The sequence below is a fragment of the Trinickia sp. Y13 genome (assembly GCF_029522115.1).
Lineage (GTDB): Bacteria > Pseudomonadota > Gammaproteobacteria > Burkholderiales > Burkholderiaceae > Trinickia.
This window is the reverse complement of record NZ_JAKWFK010000003.1, coordinates 444,667-457,258: the sequence shown is the minus strand read 5'-3', so window position 1 is coordinate 457,258 and position 12,592 is coordinate 444,667. Positions and strand designations below refer to the sequence as shown.

The following is a 12,592-nucleotide window of genomic DNA, read 5'->3' as shown; positions in this document are numbered from 1 at the left end:
CAGTGTTACCCACAAGATAAACGAAAAAAGCCGTTCACGTCTCCATGAACGGCCATTCCTGCGAAAGCTTTAGGATTAGTCAATTCGAGCCCGCGACCTTGGGCGCTTCTTCGTAGATGAGCAGGGGCTTGCCGTCGCCATCGATGACGTTATCGTCGATGATGACCTTGCTGACCCCTTTCATCGCCGGCAGTTCGTACATGACGTCGAGCAATGCCTGTTCCAAAATCGAACGCAGGCCCCGCGCGCCCGTCTTACGGCGAATCGCCTTGCGCGCCACGGCCTGCAGCGCATCCGGACGGATCTCGAGCTCGACGCGCTCCATCGCAAAGAGCTTGTTGTACTGCTTGACGAGCGCGTTCTTGGGCTCGACCAGGATTTTCATCAGCGCCACTTCGTCCAGCTTGCCGAGCGTTGCGACCACGGGCAAACGTCCGATCAATTCGGGGATCAACCCGAATTTGATCAAATCCTCCGGCTCGACTTCGCGCAGCACTTCGCCCGCATCGCGCTCTTGCTTGCTCTTGACGCTCGCGCCGAAGCCGATGCCCGTCTTTTCGGTGCGATCGGTGATGACCTTCTCGAGGCCATCGAACGCCCCGCCGCAGATGAACAAGATGTTCGTCGTGTCGACCTGGATGAAGTCCTGGTTCGGATGCTTACGCCCGCCTTGCGGCGGCACGGACGCCATCGTGCCCTCGACGAGCTTGAGCAGCGCCTGTTGCACGCCCTCGCCCGAGACGTCGCGCGTGATCGACGGATTGTCCGACTTGCGGCTGATCTTGTCGATTTCGTCGATATAAACGATACCGCGCTGCGCCTTCTCGACTTCGTAGTTGCAGTTTTGCAGCAGCTTTTGAATGATGTTCTCGACGTCCTCGCCCACGTAGCCGGCTTCCGTCAGCGTGGTGGCGTCGGCGATCACGAACGGGACGTTCAAAAGACGCGCCAGCGTCTGCGCGAGCAATGTCTTGCCCGATCCGGTGGGCCCGATCAGCAGAATATTGCTCTTGGAGAGCTCGACTTCGTCTTTCTTGTCGAGATGCTTGAGCCGCTTGTAGTGGTTGTACACCGCTACGGCCAGAATCTTCTTCGCGCGTTCCTGCCCGATCACGTATTGATCGAGGATGTCGCGAATTTCTTGCGGGCTCGGCAAGTCGGATTTGGACAAGCCTGAATCCGCGCCGGCTCCCGCGGCCTCGTCGCGAATGATCTCGTTGCACAGGTCGATGCATTCATCGCAGATGAACACGGACGGGCCTGCGATGAGTTTTTTCACCTCATGCTGGCTTTTACCGCAAAACGAGCAATACAGCAGCTTTTCGCTGTTAGAACCTTTCTTGTCCGCCATGGATATACGAGCCTCCGGACACTCGAATGACAGGCACGCCGATCGCCGCCCCTAATGCAGGATCGGATCAAATCGGCCGGCCGGCGTACGGGAAACGCATCAGCGTCCCCGGCGTCGGCGCCCAGAACTATTATCGACCATTTCTGACATCGCTTGAGCCGTCCGTCCCACATGTGCGGGAAGATGCCGACTACCGCCGATGCTTATGGGCGCTTTTGTAGGACCTGATCGATGAGGCCGTACGCCCGCGCGTCCTCGCCCGACATGAAATTGTCGCGATCGGTATCGCGCGAGATGCGCTCGACCGGCTGCCCCGTATGGTGCGCGAGCAGTTGATTGAGCCGTTCTTTCAGGTAGAGAATCTCGCGGGCTTGAATCTCGATATCTGACGCTTGGCCGCGCGCCCCGCCGAGCGGCTGGTGAATCATCACCCGCGCGTTCGGCAGCGCGAAACGTTTCTCCTTCGCACCCGCCGCGAGCAGGAACGCGCCCATGCTGGCCGCGAGCCCCATGCAAAGCGTCGAGACGTCCGGCTTGATGAACTGCATCGTATCGTAGATCGCCATCCCGGCCGAAACCGAGCCGCCGGGGCTGTTGATATAGAGGCTGATGTCCTTGTCGGGATTCTCGCTCTCTAGAAACAGCAACTGAGCCACGACGAGGTTGGCCGTTTGGTCGTTGACTTCGCCGACCATGAACACCACGCGCTCTTTCAACAGGCGCGAGTAGATGTCGTACGAACGCTCGCCACGGCCGCTCGTTTCGACGACGATCGGAACGAGCCCCAGCGCCTGCGCCTCGAAATCGCGCGGCGCATTCGAAGCCAACGTGTCCAACAGTTGAGCGCGAGAGATCATGCAAAGGGTCCTTGTTCGGAATGGGTCTTGAAACAGCGGGAAGACGGACCGCGCGCACTGCCGCAATGCATCATCGAACCATCGCGGCATGAAAAACGGCGTGAGGCCGTCACTCCGACAGCCTGCACGCCGCTTTGGCGATGCCTTACGCTTGCGCCGAGGCGCCCGCCAATGCTTCGAAGCTAACTTCCTTGTCCGTCACCTTCGCCTTGCCGAGAACGAATTCGACGACGTTGCTTTCAACGACGTACGCTTCCATTTCGGACAGGCGTTGCTTGTTCGAATAATACCAGCGGATCACTTCCTTCGGGTCTTCGTAGCTTTTCGCGAATTCCTCGACTTCCGCGCGGATTTGCTCGGGCTTCGCTTCGAGGCCGTTTTCCTTCACGAGCTCGGCCAACACGAGGCCCAGCTTCACGCGACGCTCGGCTTGTTCCTTGAACATTTCGGCCGGGATCGGCGCGTTCTGCGCATTGGGCACACCGCGTTGCATGAGATCTTGGCGCGCCATTTCGACCAGACGCTGTTGGTCTTGCTCGATCAGCGCGTTCGGCACCTCGAGCTCGGCCACCTTGAGCAGCGCATCCATCACTTGGTTCTTCACCAGCGATTGCGTGCGGCGCTTGGCCTCCCGCTCGAGGTTTTCCTTGATCTCTGCGCGCATTTTATCCAGATCGCCGTCGGCCACGCCGAGCGACTTCGCGAACTCGGCATCGACTTCCGGCAGATGCGGCCATTCGATCTTCTTCATCGTGATCGTGAACTGCGCCGTCTTACCTGCGACGTCCTTGCCGTGATAGTCCTCGGGGAACTTCAGGTCGAATTCGCGCGCTTGGCCGAGCGACAAACCGGTTGCGGCTTGCTCGAATTCGGGCAGCATGCGGCCTTCGCCCAGCACGAAGACGAAATCTTCTGCGGTACCGCCTTCGAATGCCACGCCGTCGAGCTTGCCGACGAAATCGACCGTGACGCGGTCGCCGCTCTTGGCCGCGGTATCCGCGCCGCCGTCGCCATGCTCGCCGGCCTCGCCGCGCGCGTGGTAATGCACGCGCTGCTTGCGCAGGATGTCCAGCGTGCGATCGACTTCGGCTTCAGTGATTTGCGTCACCGCGCGCTCGACTTCGGCGTTCGACAAATCGCCGAGCTTGACTTCGGGGTACACCTCGAACGTGGCGTCGAACGCGTAGGCATCATCCGCGGCGCCTTCCTTCGGGCTGAAGCTCGGCTGGCCGGCGACGCGCAGATTTTCCGCGCGGCTGATGTCGAAGAACTGCTTGCCCACCTTGTCGCTCAGCACCTCGGCTTCGACCTGCCCCGCGTACTGCTGGGTCACCATCTTCAGCGGCACCTTGCCCGGGCGGAAGCCCGGCATGCGGACGTTCTTCGCGAGTTGGCGGATGCGCGAATCGATCTCCTTCTGCACGGTGTCTTTCGGCAGGGAAATCGTCACACGGCGTTCAAGCTTGCCGAGGTTCTCAACAACGTTAGCCATGGCTTCAATCGTCCTAAATTGTTCAAGCGAATCGGGTATCTTTCGCCGTGCCCACGTGTTGCGCTTCGCCCAAAAAAGCGCCGCAATCACCGCCGGAAGCTGCCTGAGGCTGACCGCCAGCGGCACGGTTGGATCGGAAGAATCGAATATTCTAGCAAACTATTGATCGGTGGCCCCCGATTTGGCATTGCATGCGTGCACGAAGGCCGAAGGAGGCGTTCGGGGCGCCCGCGTCGCGCATGAGCGAGGCGCGCCCGATGCCTGCCATGCCGCCGGGTATATCCGGCGAGGCGCTAGGACTGATAAGCTCGCACCGAATCAAACCTCTAATATCGAGCGCCCCGGCAACACCGCGGCGCCGGCTCATTTTCGGAGACATCATGCCGCGCAGCGCACCCATCGTCGTCATCGCCCCGGATTCGTTCAAAGGCTCGCTGAGCGCGCAGGAAGTGGCGCAGGCCATCGCGCAAGGCGTCAAGCGCGCACTGCCGGGCGCCCAGCTACGCCTGTGCCCCATGGCCGACGGTGGCGAAGGCACGCTCGACGCAATGCTCGGGCAAGGCGGCGAGCGGCGCCTGCTGCGCGTGCATGGCGCGTCGCAGGTCGAGCGCGAGGCCGCCGCGGGTTTGTTGGCCGATGGCAGCGCAATCGTGGAGACGGCCGAGGTCGTCGGCATCACCGATGCCATTGCGATGCAGACGGACGTCGAAGCGCGCAGCACGCGCGGCATGGGTGAAGCGATTGCCCTGCTGCTCGATGCCGGTGCGCGGCGCTTCTTCGTCGCGCTCGGGGGCAGCAGCACGAACGATGGCGGCGCGGGGCTGCTCGTCGGCCTCGGCATGAAGCTCTTGGACGCCGAGGGGCGCGAACTCGAGCCGACGCCGCGCGCACTCGCGGCGCTTGCTCGCGTGGATGCGTCGGGGCTCGACGCGCGGCTCGCGCAGGCCTCGTTCGTCGCCATGTCCGACGTCGACAACCCGCTGACGGGCGAACACGGCGCGACGGCCGTCTTCGGTCCGCAAAAAGGCGTGAAGGCCGATCGCATCGATGCACTCGACGCGATCCTCGCTCATTTCGCCGAGCTGGCCGAAGCGGCGCTCGGCCGCCGCGCCCGCGATCTGCCCGGGGCTGGGGCGGCCGGCGGGCTCGGCTTCGCGCTGCATTTGCTCGGTGCCCGGTTCGAGCCCGGCGCGGAAGTCGTGGCGGCGCAAGTGGGCCTGGACACCGCGCTCGAGGACGCCGACTGGCTGATCACCGGCGAAGGCCGCTCCGACGCCCAAACGCTGCACGGCAAAGCGCCCTTCATCGCTTGCCGGCACGCGCGCGCGGCGGGCGTGCCGGCCACCCTGCTCTCGGGCGGCATCGATCCGAACGCGCTCGCGCGCCTCTCCGAGCATTTCGCCGGATGTTTCTCGCCCGCCCCCGGACCTATCGCGCTCGATGCGGCGATTCGCGATGCGGCGCGCTTGCTCGCCAACGAAGCGCAGCAATTGGCGCAGTTGAAATTCGGCGAATGAAGAATACGCGGTGCCTGCATGCATGCGCGAACGCCGTGAAATGCCGCGTTGACCGCCGCGCAGGATGCGGCAACAATCGTCCGAATAGTTTTTCACCCGCCCCTTTTTCGATAGGATCGACGACCCCATGAAGGCTGCAGCCAAAGCCGGGCTAGAGCAATTCTTGACTTACCGCATGCATGTGTTGAACAAGCTGTCGGACCGCGGGATCAGCGAGCGTTATCAAACCAAGCTCGACATTACGCTGCCGGAGGCGCGCGTCATCGCATCGGTGGGCTCGTTCGGCCCGTTTTCGATCATGGACTTGGCCAAGCATGCCAACCTGGACAAGAGCCAAGCCAGCCGGGCAGCGGAGGCGCTCATCAAACGTGGGCTCGTCCAACGCGAGGCAAGCATCGACGACGGCCGCGTGGTATTGATCTCGCTCACGCAGGAAGGCCGCGCGTTGTTTCGCAAAGTGATGCCTATCGCGCGCAAGTGGAATGCCGATCTGTTCAGTTGCTTGAGCGAGTCGGAGCGGGAGACGCTCGGGCGAGTGCTCGACAAGGTCATCGCGCGGACGCAAGCCGATGGCTAGGGCCTCTTCCCGTGCCGGTTAGGGCTGCGCGATGGCTAGGGGATCCGGCCCGGCGTTTCGTCAAAAAGTAGAAGCGCCTCGTGCCGGCGCTCGCAGCCTGAGCCTGAATGACGAATGCCCGCAGAAGCGGGCATTCGTCTTGTTACTGGTGCGAGGAGCGGGACTCGAACCCGCACACCATTGCTGGCGTCAGGACCTAAACCTGGTGCGTCTACCAATTTCGCCATCCTCGCGCCGAAGCGCCCCGCGCGGCAAGCGCAGCACTCCGATGTCAGGCTCGCTTTCGGCGCCGTGGGAACGGCGCGACGTTTTGCGATCGAAAGCGTAAGCGCGAGATTCTAACTCATTCGCGCGCCGTTGTGTCGACAAGTCGAAGATCGCTGCGCCCCGCTCGCCGCAGCCCCCTCGCCCACCCGTTCGACGCCATCCTCGCGACTGCGGCGCGGGAGCCATGGTCTTGCGCCGCAGGTTCGTAAAATTGGTTGTGCACACAACTAGTTTGCACTATTCTGCCCTGCGATAGCGGGCGCGAGCCGCGCCATGGAGGTTGCATGAACGAGATAGAGCGTGCGTTACGTGTCCAGCTCGCAGGCACATACCGTGTCTTCGCGATGCTCGGGTGGACCGAACTCATCTACAACCACATCACGCTGCGCGTGCCGGGTCCGCAAACGCATTTCCTCATCAATCCCTTCGGGCTGCATTACACCGAGGTCACGGCGTCCAATCTCGTCAAGATCGATCTCCATGGCAACGTCGTCGACGAGTCGGCCGGGCGCGTCAATCCCGCTGGCTTCGTCGTGCATGCGGCGATCCATCGCGCCGTGCCCGACGCGCATTGCGTGATGCATACGCACACCACAGCGGGCCTCGCCGTCGCGTGCTCCGAGGCGGGTCTCGAGAATTCGAACTTTTATTCGGCGCAACTCGATGGCATGGTCGCTTATCACGACTTCGAGGGCATCACGGTGCACGAGGACGAAGGGCCGAGGCTCGTCGCCAATCTCGGCCGCAAGCGGCTCATGATCTTGCGCAATCATGGTCTGCTCGCCGCGGGATCGACGATTGCTCTGGCCTTCGCGCGGCTATGGACGCTGAACCGCGCCTGCGAGATCCAATTGGCGACAGCGGCGCTCGGCCGTTCCCGGCAGGTGCCGCCCGAAGTCGCGGCGCGCTGCACGCGCGATGCGTTGCAGTTCGATCCCGCATACGGCGCCGGGCAAGACGTGCTCGACGCTCTACTGCGTCAAGCCGATAAAATCGATTCATCCTACAAGGAGTAATGCGATGAACCTGCCTGACGGGCACGGCGCCCAACCCATGCGCACCACCGTAGTGGGCGCCGGCGCGATCGGCGGATTGCTCGCCGCGGCGCTCGCCCGTGCGGGCCAGCGCGTGTCGGTGCTCGCGCGCGGCGCCACCTTGGCCGCGATTCGCGAGAATGGCATTCGCCTGCGCGCACACGACGGCTCGGTCGACGCGGTGCGCGTAGCGGCCAGCGACGATGCGGCCGCGCTGGGCGTGCAAGACTTCGTGGTCCTCGCGTTGAAGGCCCAAGCGCTGCCCGGTCTCGTGGCTTCCCTGCAACCGCTCATCGCAGCCGATACGGTAGTGGTCTCCGCCATGAATGGGCTGCCGTGGTGGTTTCTGCACGGACTGGCCGCGCCGATCGACGCCGAGCCCCTGGCTGCCGTCGATCCGGACGGCCGCGTCTCGGCGGTGTTGCCCGCCGCTCGCGCGCTAGGCTGCGTGGTGCATTTATCGGCGGCCAACGAAGCGCCCGGCGTCGTCAAGCGGGGACGCGGCAATCGGCTCATCGTCGGCCCCGCGCTCGCCGGCTGCGCGGCCGCGGCCCACCGCTTCGCTTCGGCGCTCTCGGCAGGCGGCTTCGACGTGGAAGCGGCCGACAACATCCGCGCCGAGATCTGGGCGAAGCTCTGGGGCAACATGAACATGAATCCGCTCAGCGCGTTGACCGGTTCCACCGCGGACCGTCTCCTCGACGATCCGCTCACGCATGCCCTTGCGCTGCGGATGATGGAAGAAGCCGACGCGATCGGACAGCGTCTCGGGCTGTCAACCGGGATGTCGGCGCAGGAGCGTGTCGCCGTTACGCGCGAACTCGGCGCGTTCAAGACGTCGATGCTTCAAGACATGGAGGCGCGACGCCCGCTCGAAGTCGATCCAATTTTGGGCGTGTTCCCAGAGCTAGGCCGCAAGCTTGGACTGCCCACGCCGTTTTGCGATGCAGTGCTCGGCTTGCTGCGTCAACGAGCTGCGAACAACGGCTTGTGAGCAAGGCATCGGGGTGAGCGGCGAGCGACAATCTGAACGCAGTTGTCGATGGTCGCCGCCTCACGCATCGATTTGTTCGTAGGCTTCGCGCCCGGCGCGGGCAAGGTCGCGCCAAAGGGCCGAGGGGCAAACATGGCCCAGGGCGCGGCGACCCAGCAGTTCATCGCACAACCCCGCCAGGCGTCGAAACGAGGCCATCGGCTCGCTCTCGCGCCTATCTCGCGCTCCGAGCACGGCGCTGGCATGGGTCATGGCGCGTGCGAGCGCCTGCCACTGGGCATCTTGAACCCGCTGACCGTGCGCGCCCAATTGTGCGGCGGCACCCGACACGAGAAACAACTCGCGCAACGCGGCGCGCACTTGCGCGGCGATAGCCGTGTCCCGATCGGTCGCAATCGATTCCATAGGCGTAGGGGCGAGAGGCATGGTGAGGCGCGTGACAAGGCGTGCAAGACGTGGCCGCGCGCGTGCCGGCGGCACGTCTACCGCGAGTGCTTAAGGGATTACGGCGTCAGGCCCTTTTACTTTAGATAGGGTAAACACCGTGCACGATGCTCAATGCTTGTCGGGCTCGCAGTCGAACCCATGACGCAGTGCGTAGCGAACCAAAGCGGCATCGTTCGCGAGCGCGAGCTTTTCGAGGATGTTTTTCTTGTGCGTGCTGATCGTCTGCGGCGTGAGGTCGAGCGCGTCCGCGATGCGCCGGCTCGATTCGCCGGCCGCAAGGTGCTGCAACACTTCGCGCTCGCGGCTAGTCAGCGCCTCGTGCGGCCTTGGCCTGGTCAGCGAGGCGAGCCGCCGCGGCTGGCGTTCCGCTGCGCCGAGTCCGGCGTACAACTCGCCCTGCGCCACTTTGCGAATCGCGTCCACCAGATCCGCGCCCGCGCATTCTTTTGTCAAATAGCCGGCCGCGCCGGCTTTGAACGCGCGCTCCATGACATGTGGCTCGGTATGCATGCTTAGCACGAGCACGCGCAATTGCGGCCTGATTGCGCGAATCCGTTCGATCAACGCGATGCCGCCGCCGGCCGGCATCGTCAGATCGAGCACGAGGACATCGGCAGGCGTGCAGCGTACCAACGCTAGCGTCGATGCGCCGTCGGCAGCCTGCCCCGTTATCACGAACGATTGCGCCTCCATGAGGATGTGCAGCAAGCACTCGCGCATAACGGCGTGATCGTCCGCCAGCAAGACGCGAATCATCTGAACGGTTCCTATCGATAGCGTTGAAAGTCAAAACTCATTTTAGTTTTTGACAAGCGCCGACGCTCGATATTCCGGCGCGGGTGCGACATTTCGCCCGCGACCCGCCGCGATCGATCGGATGGTATGAGAACTCGAATGATTCCTACGGCCGCGCGGAATTCGCCGACATGAATTCGGCCGCCACACCGATGGATCGATGCTGCGGTTTCGGAGAAACTGCTTCGACGCTTCCGTGCAGGCTATTTGAAAGAGTGGCCGCCGCACGAGGCGCCCGAGCCGCTAACCGGAGACATGCCTGATGTTGACGCCGCACGAACTCGCCCAACTCTTCGTCATCGTGAATGCGCCTGTGGCTGCCCATGCCGCGAGTCCCGAACTGGAAACACTGGTCGAGCAGGACCTCGTGCAATGCGTCGCGCGCATCGGCGAATCGATCGAGCTGCGCGTGACGGCGCGCGGCGCCGAAGTGCTCTCGCGGCTAGCGCGAGGCGCCGCGCCTCCACGGTCACCAGCCATGCCGGCCCGATAAGGTGCCGCGATAGAGTTGGCTTCCTAGCCTACCGGACCGAGAGCGCGTCGACCGTCATGGAGCGACAGAAGGATTAACGCAGTCGGGTCGCGCCCGTAGATGAATGCGCCGACCGCAACGCACTCGCCGTCAGCGTCGCTTGATCCGGGCGTCGTAGCCCGCTTCATAGAGCGCAATGAGGAACTCCTCCGGATAGAGCCACGAATCGACGTCGATCGCTCGCGCGCGAGGATCCAGCGTCACGTGCGCCTCAGGATCGACGCTACCGACGGCCGCGGCAATGCGCGAACCATCATCGTTGCCCGTCAGTTCCAATACTTCGAATCTCATTGCCCCTCCCGTGCATCTGTGCCAGGTGCGCAGCCTCATGCATGGACCGCCTCGCGTACGCGGCCGACAGCGGTCATTTTATATCACGTTGTGATATATAAAAGCGGCCGATTGCCGCGTGCTCACTGCCATTGTCCTGTTTTGCCGCGCAGCGCCCTTGATCTTCCTCAACAGTGCTTCGCGGTGCGGCCACGATACTGGCCATCTTCGCCAACCGAACAGGAGTTATCGATGGCCACCTTCATGAAAGCCGCTGTCGTACATGCATTCGGCGAGCCGCTGCGCATCGAAGAGGTGCGTGTGCCCACCCCCGAGCCCGATCAGGTTCTCGTCAAAATCGAGGCCTCGGGCGTCTGTCATACCGATTTGCATGCCGCCGACGGCGACTGGCCCGTGAAACCTTCGCTGCCGTTCATTCCCGGGCATGAAGGCGTGGGCTATGTCAGCGCCGTGGGCTCGCGCGTCAAGCATCTGAAGGAGGGCGACCGAGTGGGCGTGCCCTGGCTCTACACGGCCTGCGGCCACTGCGAGTATTGCCAGACCGGGTGGGAAACGCTGTGCCACGAGCAGAAGAACACGGGCTACTCGATCAACGGCAGCTACGCCGAATATGTCGTGGCCGACCCCAACTACGTCGGACGTCTTCCCGATAACGTCGCGTTCGACGAGATCGCGCCGATTCTGTGCGCCGGGGTCACCGTCTACAAGGGCATTCGCGTGACGGACACACGGCCGGGCCAATGGATCGCCATCTCCGGCGTGGGCGGCTTAGGCCACGTTGCCGTGCAGTATGCCGTGGCGATGGGGCTGCACGTCGTCGCCGTCGATGTCTCCGACGATAAGCTTGAACTCGCCCGCACGCTCGGCGCGCAGTTGACCGTCAACGCCGCCAAGCAAGACCCTGCCGCGGTGATCCAAAAAGAAATCGGCGGCGCGCACGGCGTGCTGGTGACCGCGGTCTCGCGCAGCGCGTTCGCGCAAGCACTCAGTATGGTCAGGCGCGGTGGCACGATCTCGCTGAACGGCCTGCCGCCCGGCGACTTTCCGCTGCCGATTTTCTCGACCGTGCTCAACGGCATCACGGTGCGCGGATCGATCGTCGGCACGCGGCGTGACTTGCAGGAATCGCTCGATTTCGCCGCCGAAGGCAAGGTGCGCGCCCATATCCACCGCGACCGGCTCGAAAACATCAACGAGATCTTCGCCGCGCTCAAGGCAGGGAAGGTAGACGGACGCATCGTGTTGACCGCCGATTGATCAGGCAAACGCGCGTCGCGGTCAGCCGCGTCGCGCTTCGAAGCCGATGCGAATCGCTATTGGCTCGATCTACGTCGACTTCCACGGCGGCGCGCCGGCGCACGCGGCGACGATCAGCACGCGACCGCACCGCCTGCGAAGCCGCTCGGATCGACGTGTTCGCAGGAAATCGTCGTCCCGGCCGTGCCTTCGACGAGCCGAACGACGTCGCTGAGCGCGCCGATCGCCGCCCTGCGGCCCGTGCGCTCGGCAAAACGCGCCGCCGCCTCCAGTTTCGCGCTCATCGTTCCCGCCGTGCAGGCCAACTCGTGCAGCACGCTCGGGTGCCCATGGCGCAGTAGCTTCGAGTTGGCCGTGCCCCAATCGAGAAAGACGCCAGGCTTGTCCGTTGCGATGACGAATAGATCGGCTTGCACCGTTCGCGCGACGAGGGCTGCGCCGTCGTGCTCGTCGATGACGGCGTCGACGGCATGCGAAGCGCCGTCGACGCCGGCCACGACCGGCGTGACACCGACGGTGCACACGACGACGGCGCCCTGCTCGACCAAACGACGCAGCGGCTCCTCCTGCAGCAGTCGCAGCGGCTGCGGGCTCGGCACGACGTGCCGATACGCAATGCCGTCGTGGGCCAGATTCCAGTGTTTTTCCCGGGCGGCGGCGAGCGCGCGCGCGCCCGTGAGCATCGGGCCGACGGCCTTGTTGGGCGCGTCGAACGCGGGATCGGTTCGATCGACCTCCACCTGGGTGTGCAGTGCCGCGCATCGGCGCGCGTTCGGAAGCATATTTCGCAGTTCACGTTCGAAGCTCGTGCCGATTTTCGTTGGCGCAGCTTCTGCGTTGGCGGGCTCGATCGAAACCGCGCCATTCCCCCGATCTTCGTGATGATCGGTTGCGTTAGGCAAAATCCGATAGCCATCGCTATGCACGATCACGACGTCGTTGCCCTGCGCGATTCGTGCCAACTGTTCGGCCGCCGAACGAACGACGAGCGCGTCCTCTTGGGTTCCGCCCTTCCCGTCTCGCCTGTGCAGCGCGTCGCTTGCCAATGCGATCACGATTCGCATGTCCTCACTCCCCCACGGTCGTTGAGCGCGCAAGGCGTCGATCGCTTCGCGCGCGCCGTCGTTGCCCAACCCCTTGTATAAACGAAGCCGGCGCGCTCGACTGCGTCCTGGGACACA

The 12,592-nt window shown here is 63.7% G+C and carries 13 protein-coding genes and 1 tRNA gene; 6 read left to right on the top strand and 8 right to left on the bottom strand.

Annotation, left to right across the window (positions count from 1 at the left end):
• Positions 1 to 79 precede the first annotated feature (79 nt).
• The 3 genes from clpX to tig all read right to left on the bottom strand — a co-directional run bounded on the left by clpX (position 80) and on the right by tig (position 3,700).
• Positions 80 to 1,351: an ATP-dependent Clp protease ATP-binding subunit ClpX gene (gene clpX, locus MMB74_RS08260; RefSeq protein WP_277428112.1), complete on the bottom strand. Its 1,272-nt coding sequence runs from the start codon at positions 1,349 to 1,351 to the stop codon at positions 80 to 82.
• 203 nt (positions 1,352 to 1,554) lie between these two features.
• Positions 1,555 to 2,208, bottom strand: a complete 654-nt coding sequence (clpP, locus tag MMB74_RS08255; protein ID WP_277428111.1) for an ATP-dependent Clp endopeptidase proteolytic subunit ClpP — start codon at positions 2,206 to 2,208, stop codon at positions 1,555 to 1,557.
• Between the two features lie 145 nt (positions 2,209 to 2,353).
• Positions 2,354 to 3,700, bottom strand: a complete 1,347-nt coding sequence (gene tig / locus MMB74_RS08250; protein ID WP_277428110.1) for a trigger factor — start codon at positions 3,698 to 3,700, stop codon at positions 2,354 to 2,356.
• A gap of 380 nt (positions 3,701 to 4,080) precedes the next feature.
• Here tig and MMB74_RS08245 point away from each other — a divergent pair, with 380 nt between their 5' ends.
• Together MMB74_RS08245 and MMB74_RS08240 are read left to right on the top strand one after the other, a co-directional pair.
• A complete protein-coding gene (locus MMB74_RS08245) occupies positions 4,081 to 5,217 on the top strand; it encodes a glycerate kinase (RefSeq protein ID WP_277428109.1) in 1,137 nt (378 codons plus the stop codon).
• 127 nt (positions 5,218 to 5,344) lie between these two features.
• A complete protein-coding gene (locus tag MMB74_RS08240) occupies positions 5,345 to 5,794 on the top strand; it encodes a MarR family transcriptional regulator (protein ID WP_277428108.1) in 450 nt (149 codons plus the stop codon).
• Positions 5,795 to 5,940: 146 nt separating this feature from the next.
• Here MMB74_RS08240 and MMB74_RS08235 read toward each other — a convergent pair.
• A tRNA-Leu gene (locus MMB74_RS08235) sits at positions 5,941 to 6,027 on the bottom strand.
• 318 nt (positions 6,028 to 6,345) lie between these two features.
• On the opposite strand from MMB74_RS08235, the gene MMB74_RS08230 reads away from it, so the two are divergent.
• Together MMB74_RS08230 and MMB74_RS08225 are read left to right on the top strand one after the other, a co-directional pair.
• Positions 6,346 to 7,077, top strand: a complete 732-nt coding sequence (locus MMB74_RS08230) for a class II aldolase/adducin family protein (protein WP_277428107.1) — start codon at positions 6,346 to 6,348, stop codon at positions 7,075 to 7,077.
• Between the two features lie 4 nt (positions 7,078 to 7,081).
• Positions 7,082 to 8,089, top strand: a complete 1,008-nt coding sequence (locus MMB74_RS08225; protein ID WP_277428106.1) for a 2-dehydropantoate 2-reductase — start codon at positions 7,082 to 7,084, stop codon at positions 8,087 to 8,089.
• A 60-nt stretch (positions 8,090 to 8,149) separates the two neighbouring features.
• On the opposite strand, the gene MMB74_RS08220 is transcribed toward MMB74_RS08225, so the two are convergent.
• The gene (locus MMB74_RS08220; protein WP_277428105.1) at positions 8,150 to 8,515 is read right to left on the bottom strand and encodes a hypothetical protein; all 366 of its coding nucleotides are present in this window, start codon (positions 8,513 to 8,515) and stop codon (positions 8,150 to 8,152) included.
• A 129-nt stretch (positions 8,516 to 8,644) separates the two neighbouring features.
• Positions 8,645 to 9,292: a response regulator transcription factor gene (locus MMB74_RS08215; protein ID WP_277428104.1), complete on the bottom strand. Its 648-nt coding sequence runs from the start codon at positions 9,290 to 9,292 to the stop codon at positions 8,645 to 8,647.
• A 301-nt stretch (positions 9,293 to 9,593) separates the two neighbouring features.
• Between MMB74_RS08215 and MMB74_RS08210 the strand changes: the two genes are divergently transcribed.
• Complete coding sequence (locus MMB74_RS08210) at positions 9,594 to 9,824, top strand: hypothetical protein (protein ID WP_277428103.1); 231 nt, start codon at positions 9,594 to 9,596, stop codon at positions 9,822 to 9,824.
• Between the two features lie 129 nt (positions 9,825 to 9,953).
• Here the strand turns inward: MMB74_RS08210 and MMB74_RS08205 are convergent, their stop codons facing one another.
• Positions 9,954 to 10,154: a copper chaperone gene (locus MMB74_RS08205; protein ID WP_277428102.1), complete on the bottom strand. Its 201-nt coding sequence runs from the start codon at positions 10,152 to 10,154 to the stop codon at positions 9,954 to 9,956.
• Between the two features lie 231 nt (positions 10,155 to 10,385).
• Here MMB74_RS08205 and adhP point away from each other — a divergent pair, with 231 nt between their 5' ends.
• Positions 10,386 to 11,411 carry an alcohol dehydrogenase AdhP gene (gene adhP, locus MMB74_RS08200; RefSeq protein WP_277428101.1) on the top strand — a complete coding sequence of 342 codons (1,026 nt, stop codon included), beginning with the start codon at positions 10,386 to 10,388 and terminating at the stop codon, positions 11,409 to 11,411.
• Positions 11,412 to 11,524: 113 nt separating this feature from the next.
• Here adhP and MMB74_RS08195 read toward each other — a convergent pair whose 3' ends face one another.
• Positions 11,525 to 12,475, bottom strand: a complete 951-nt coding sequence (locus MMB74_RS08195; RefSeq protein WP_277428100.1) for a carbamate kinase — start codon at positions 12,473 to 12,475, stop codon at positions 11,525 to 11,527.
• Positions 12,476 to 12,592: the final 117 nt, after the last annotated feature.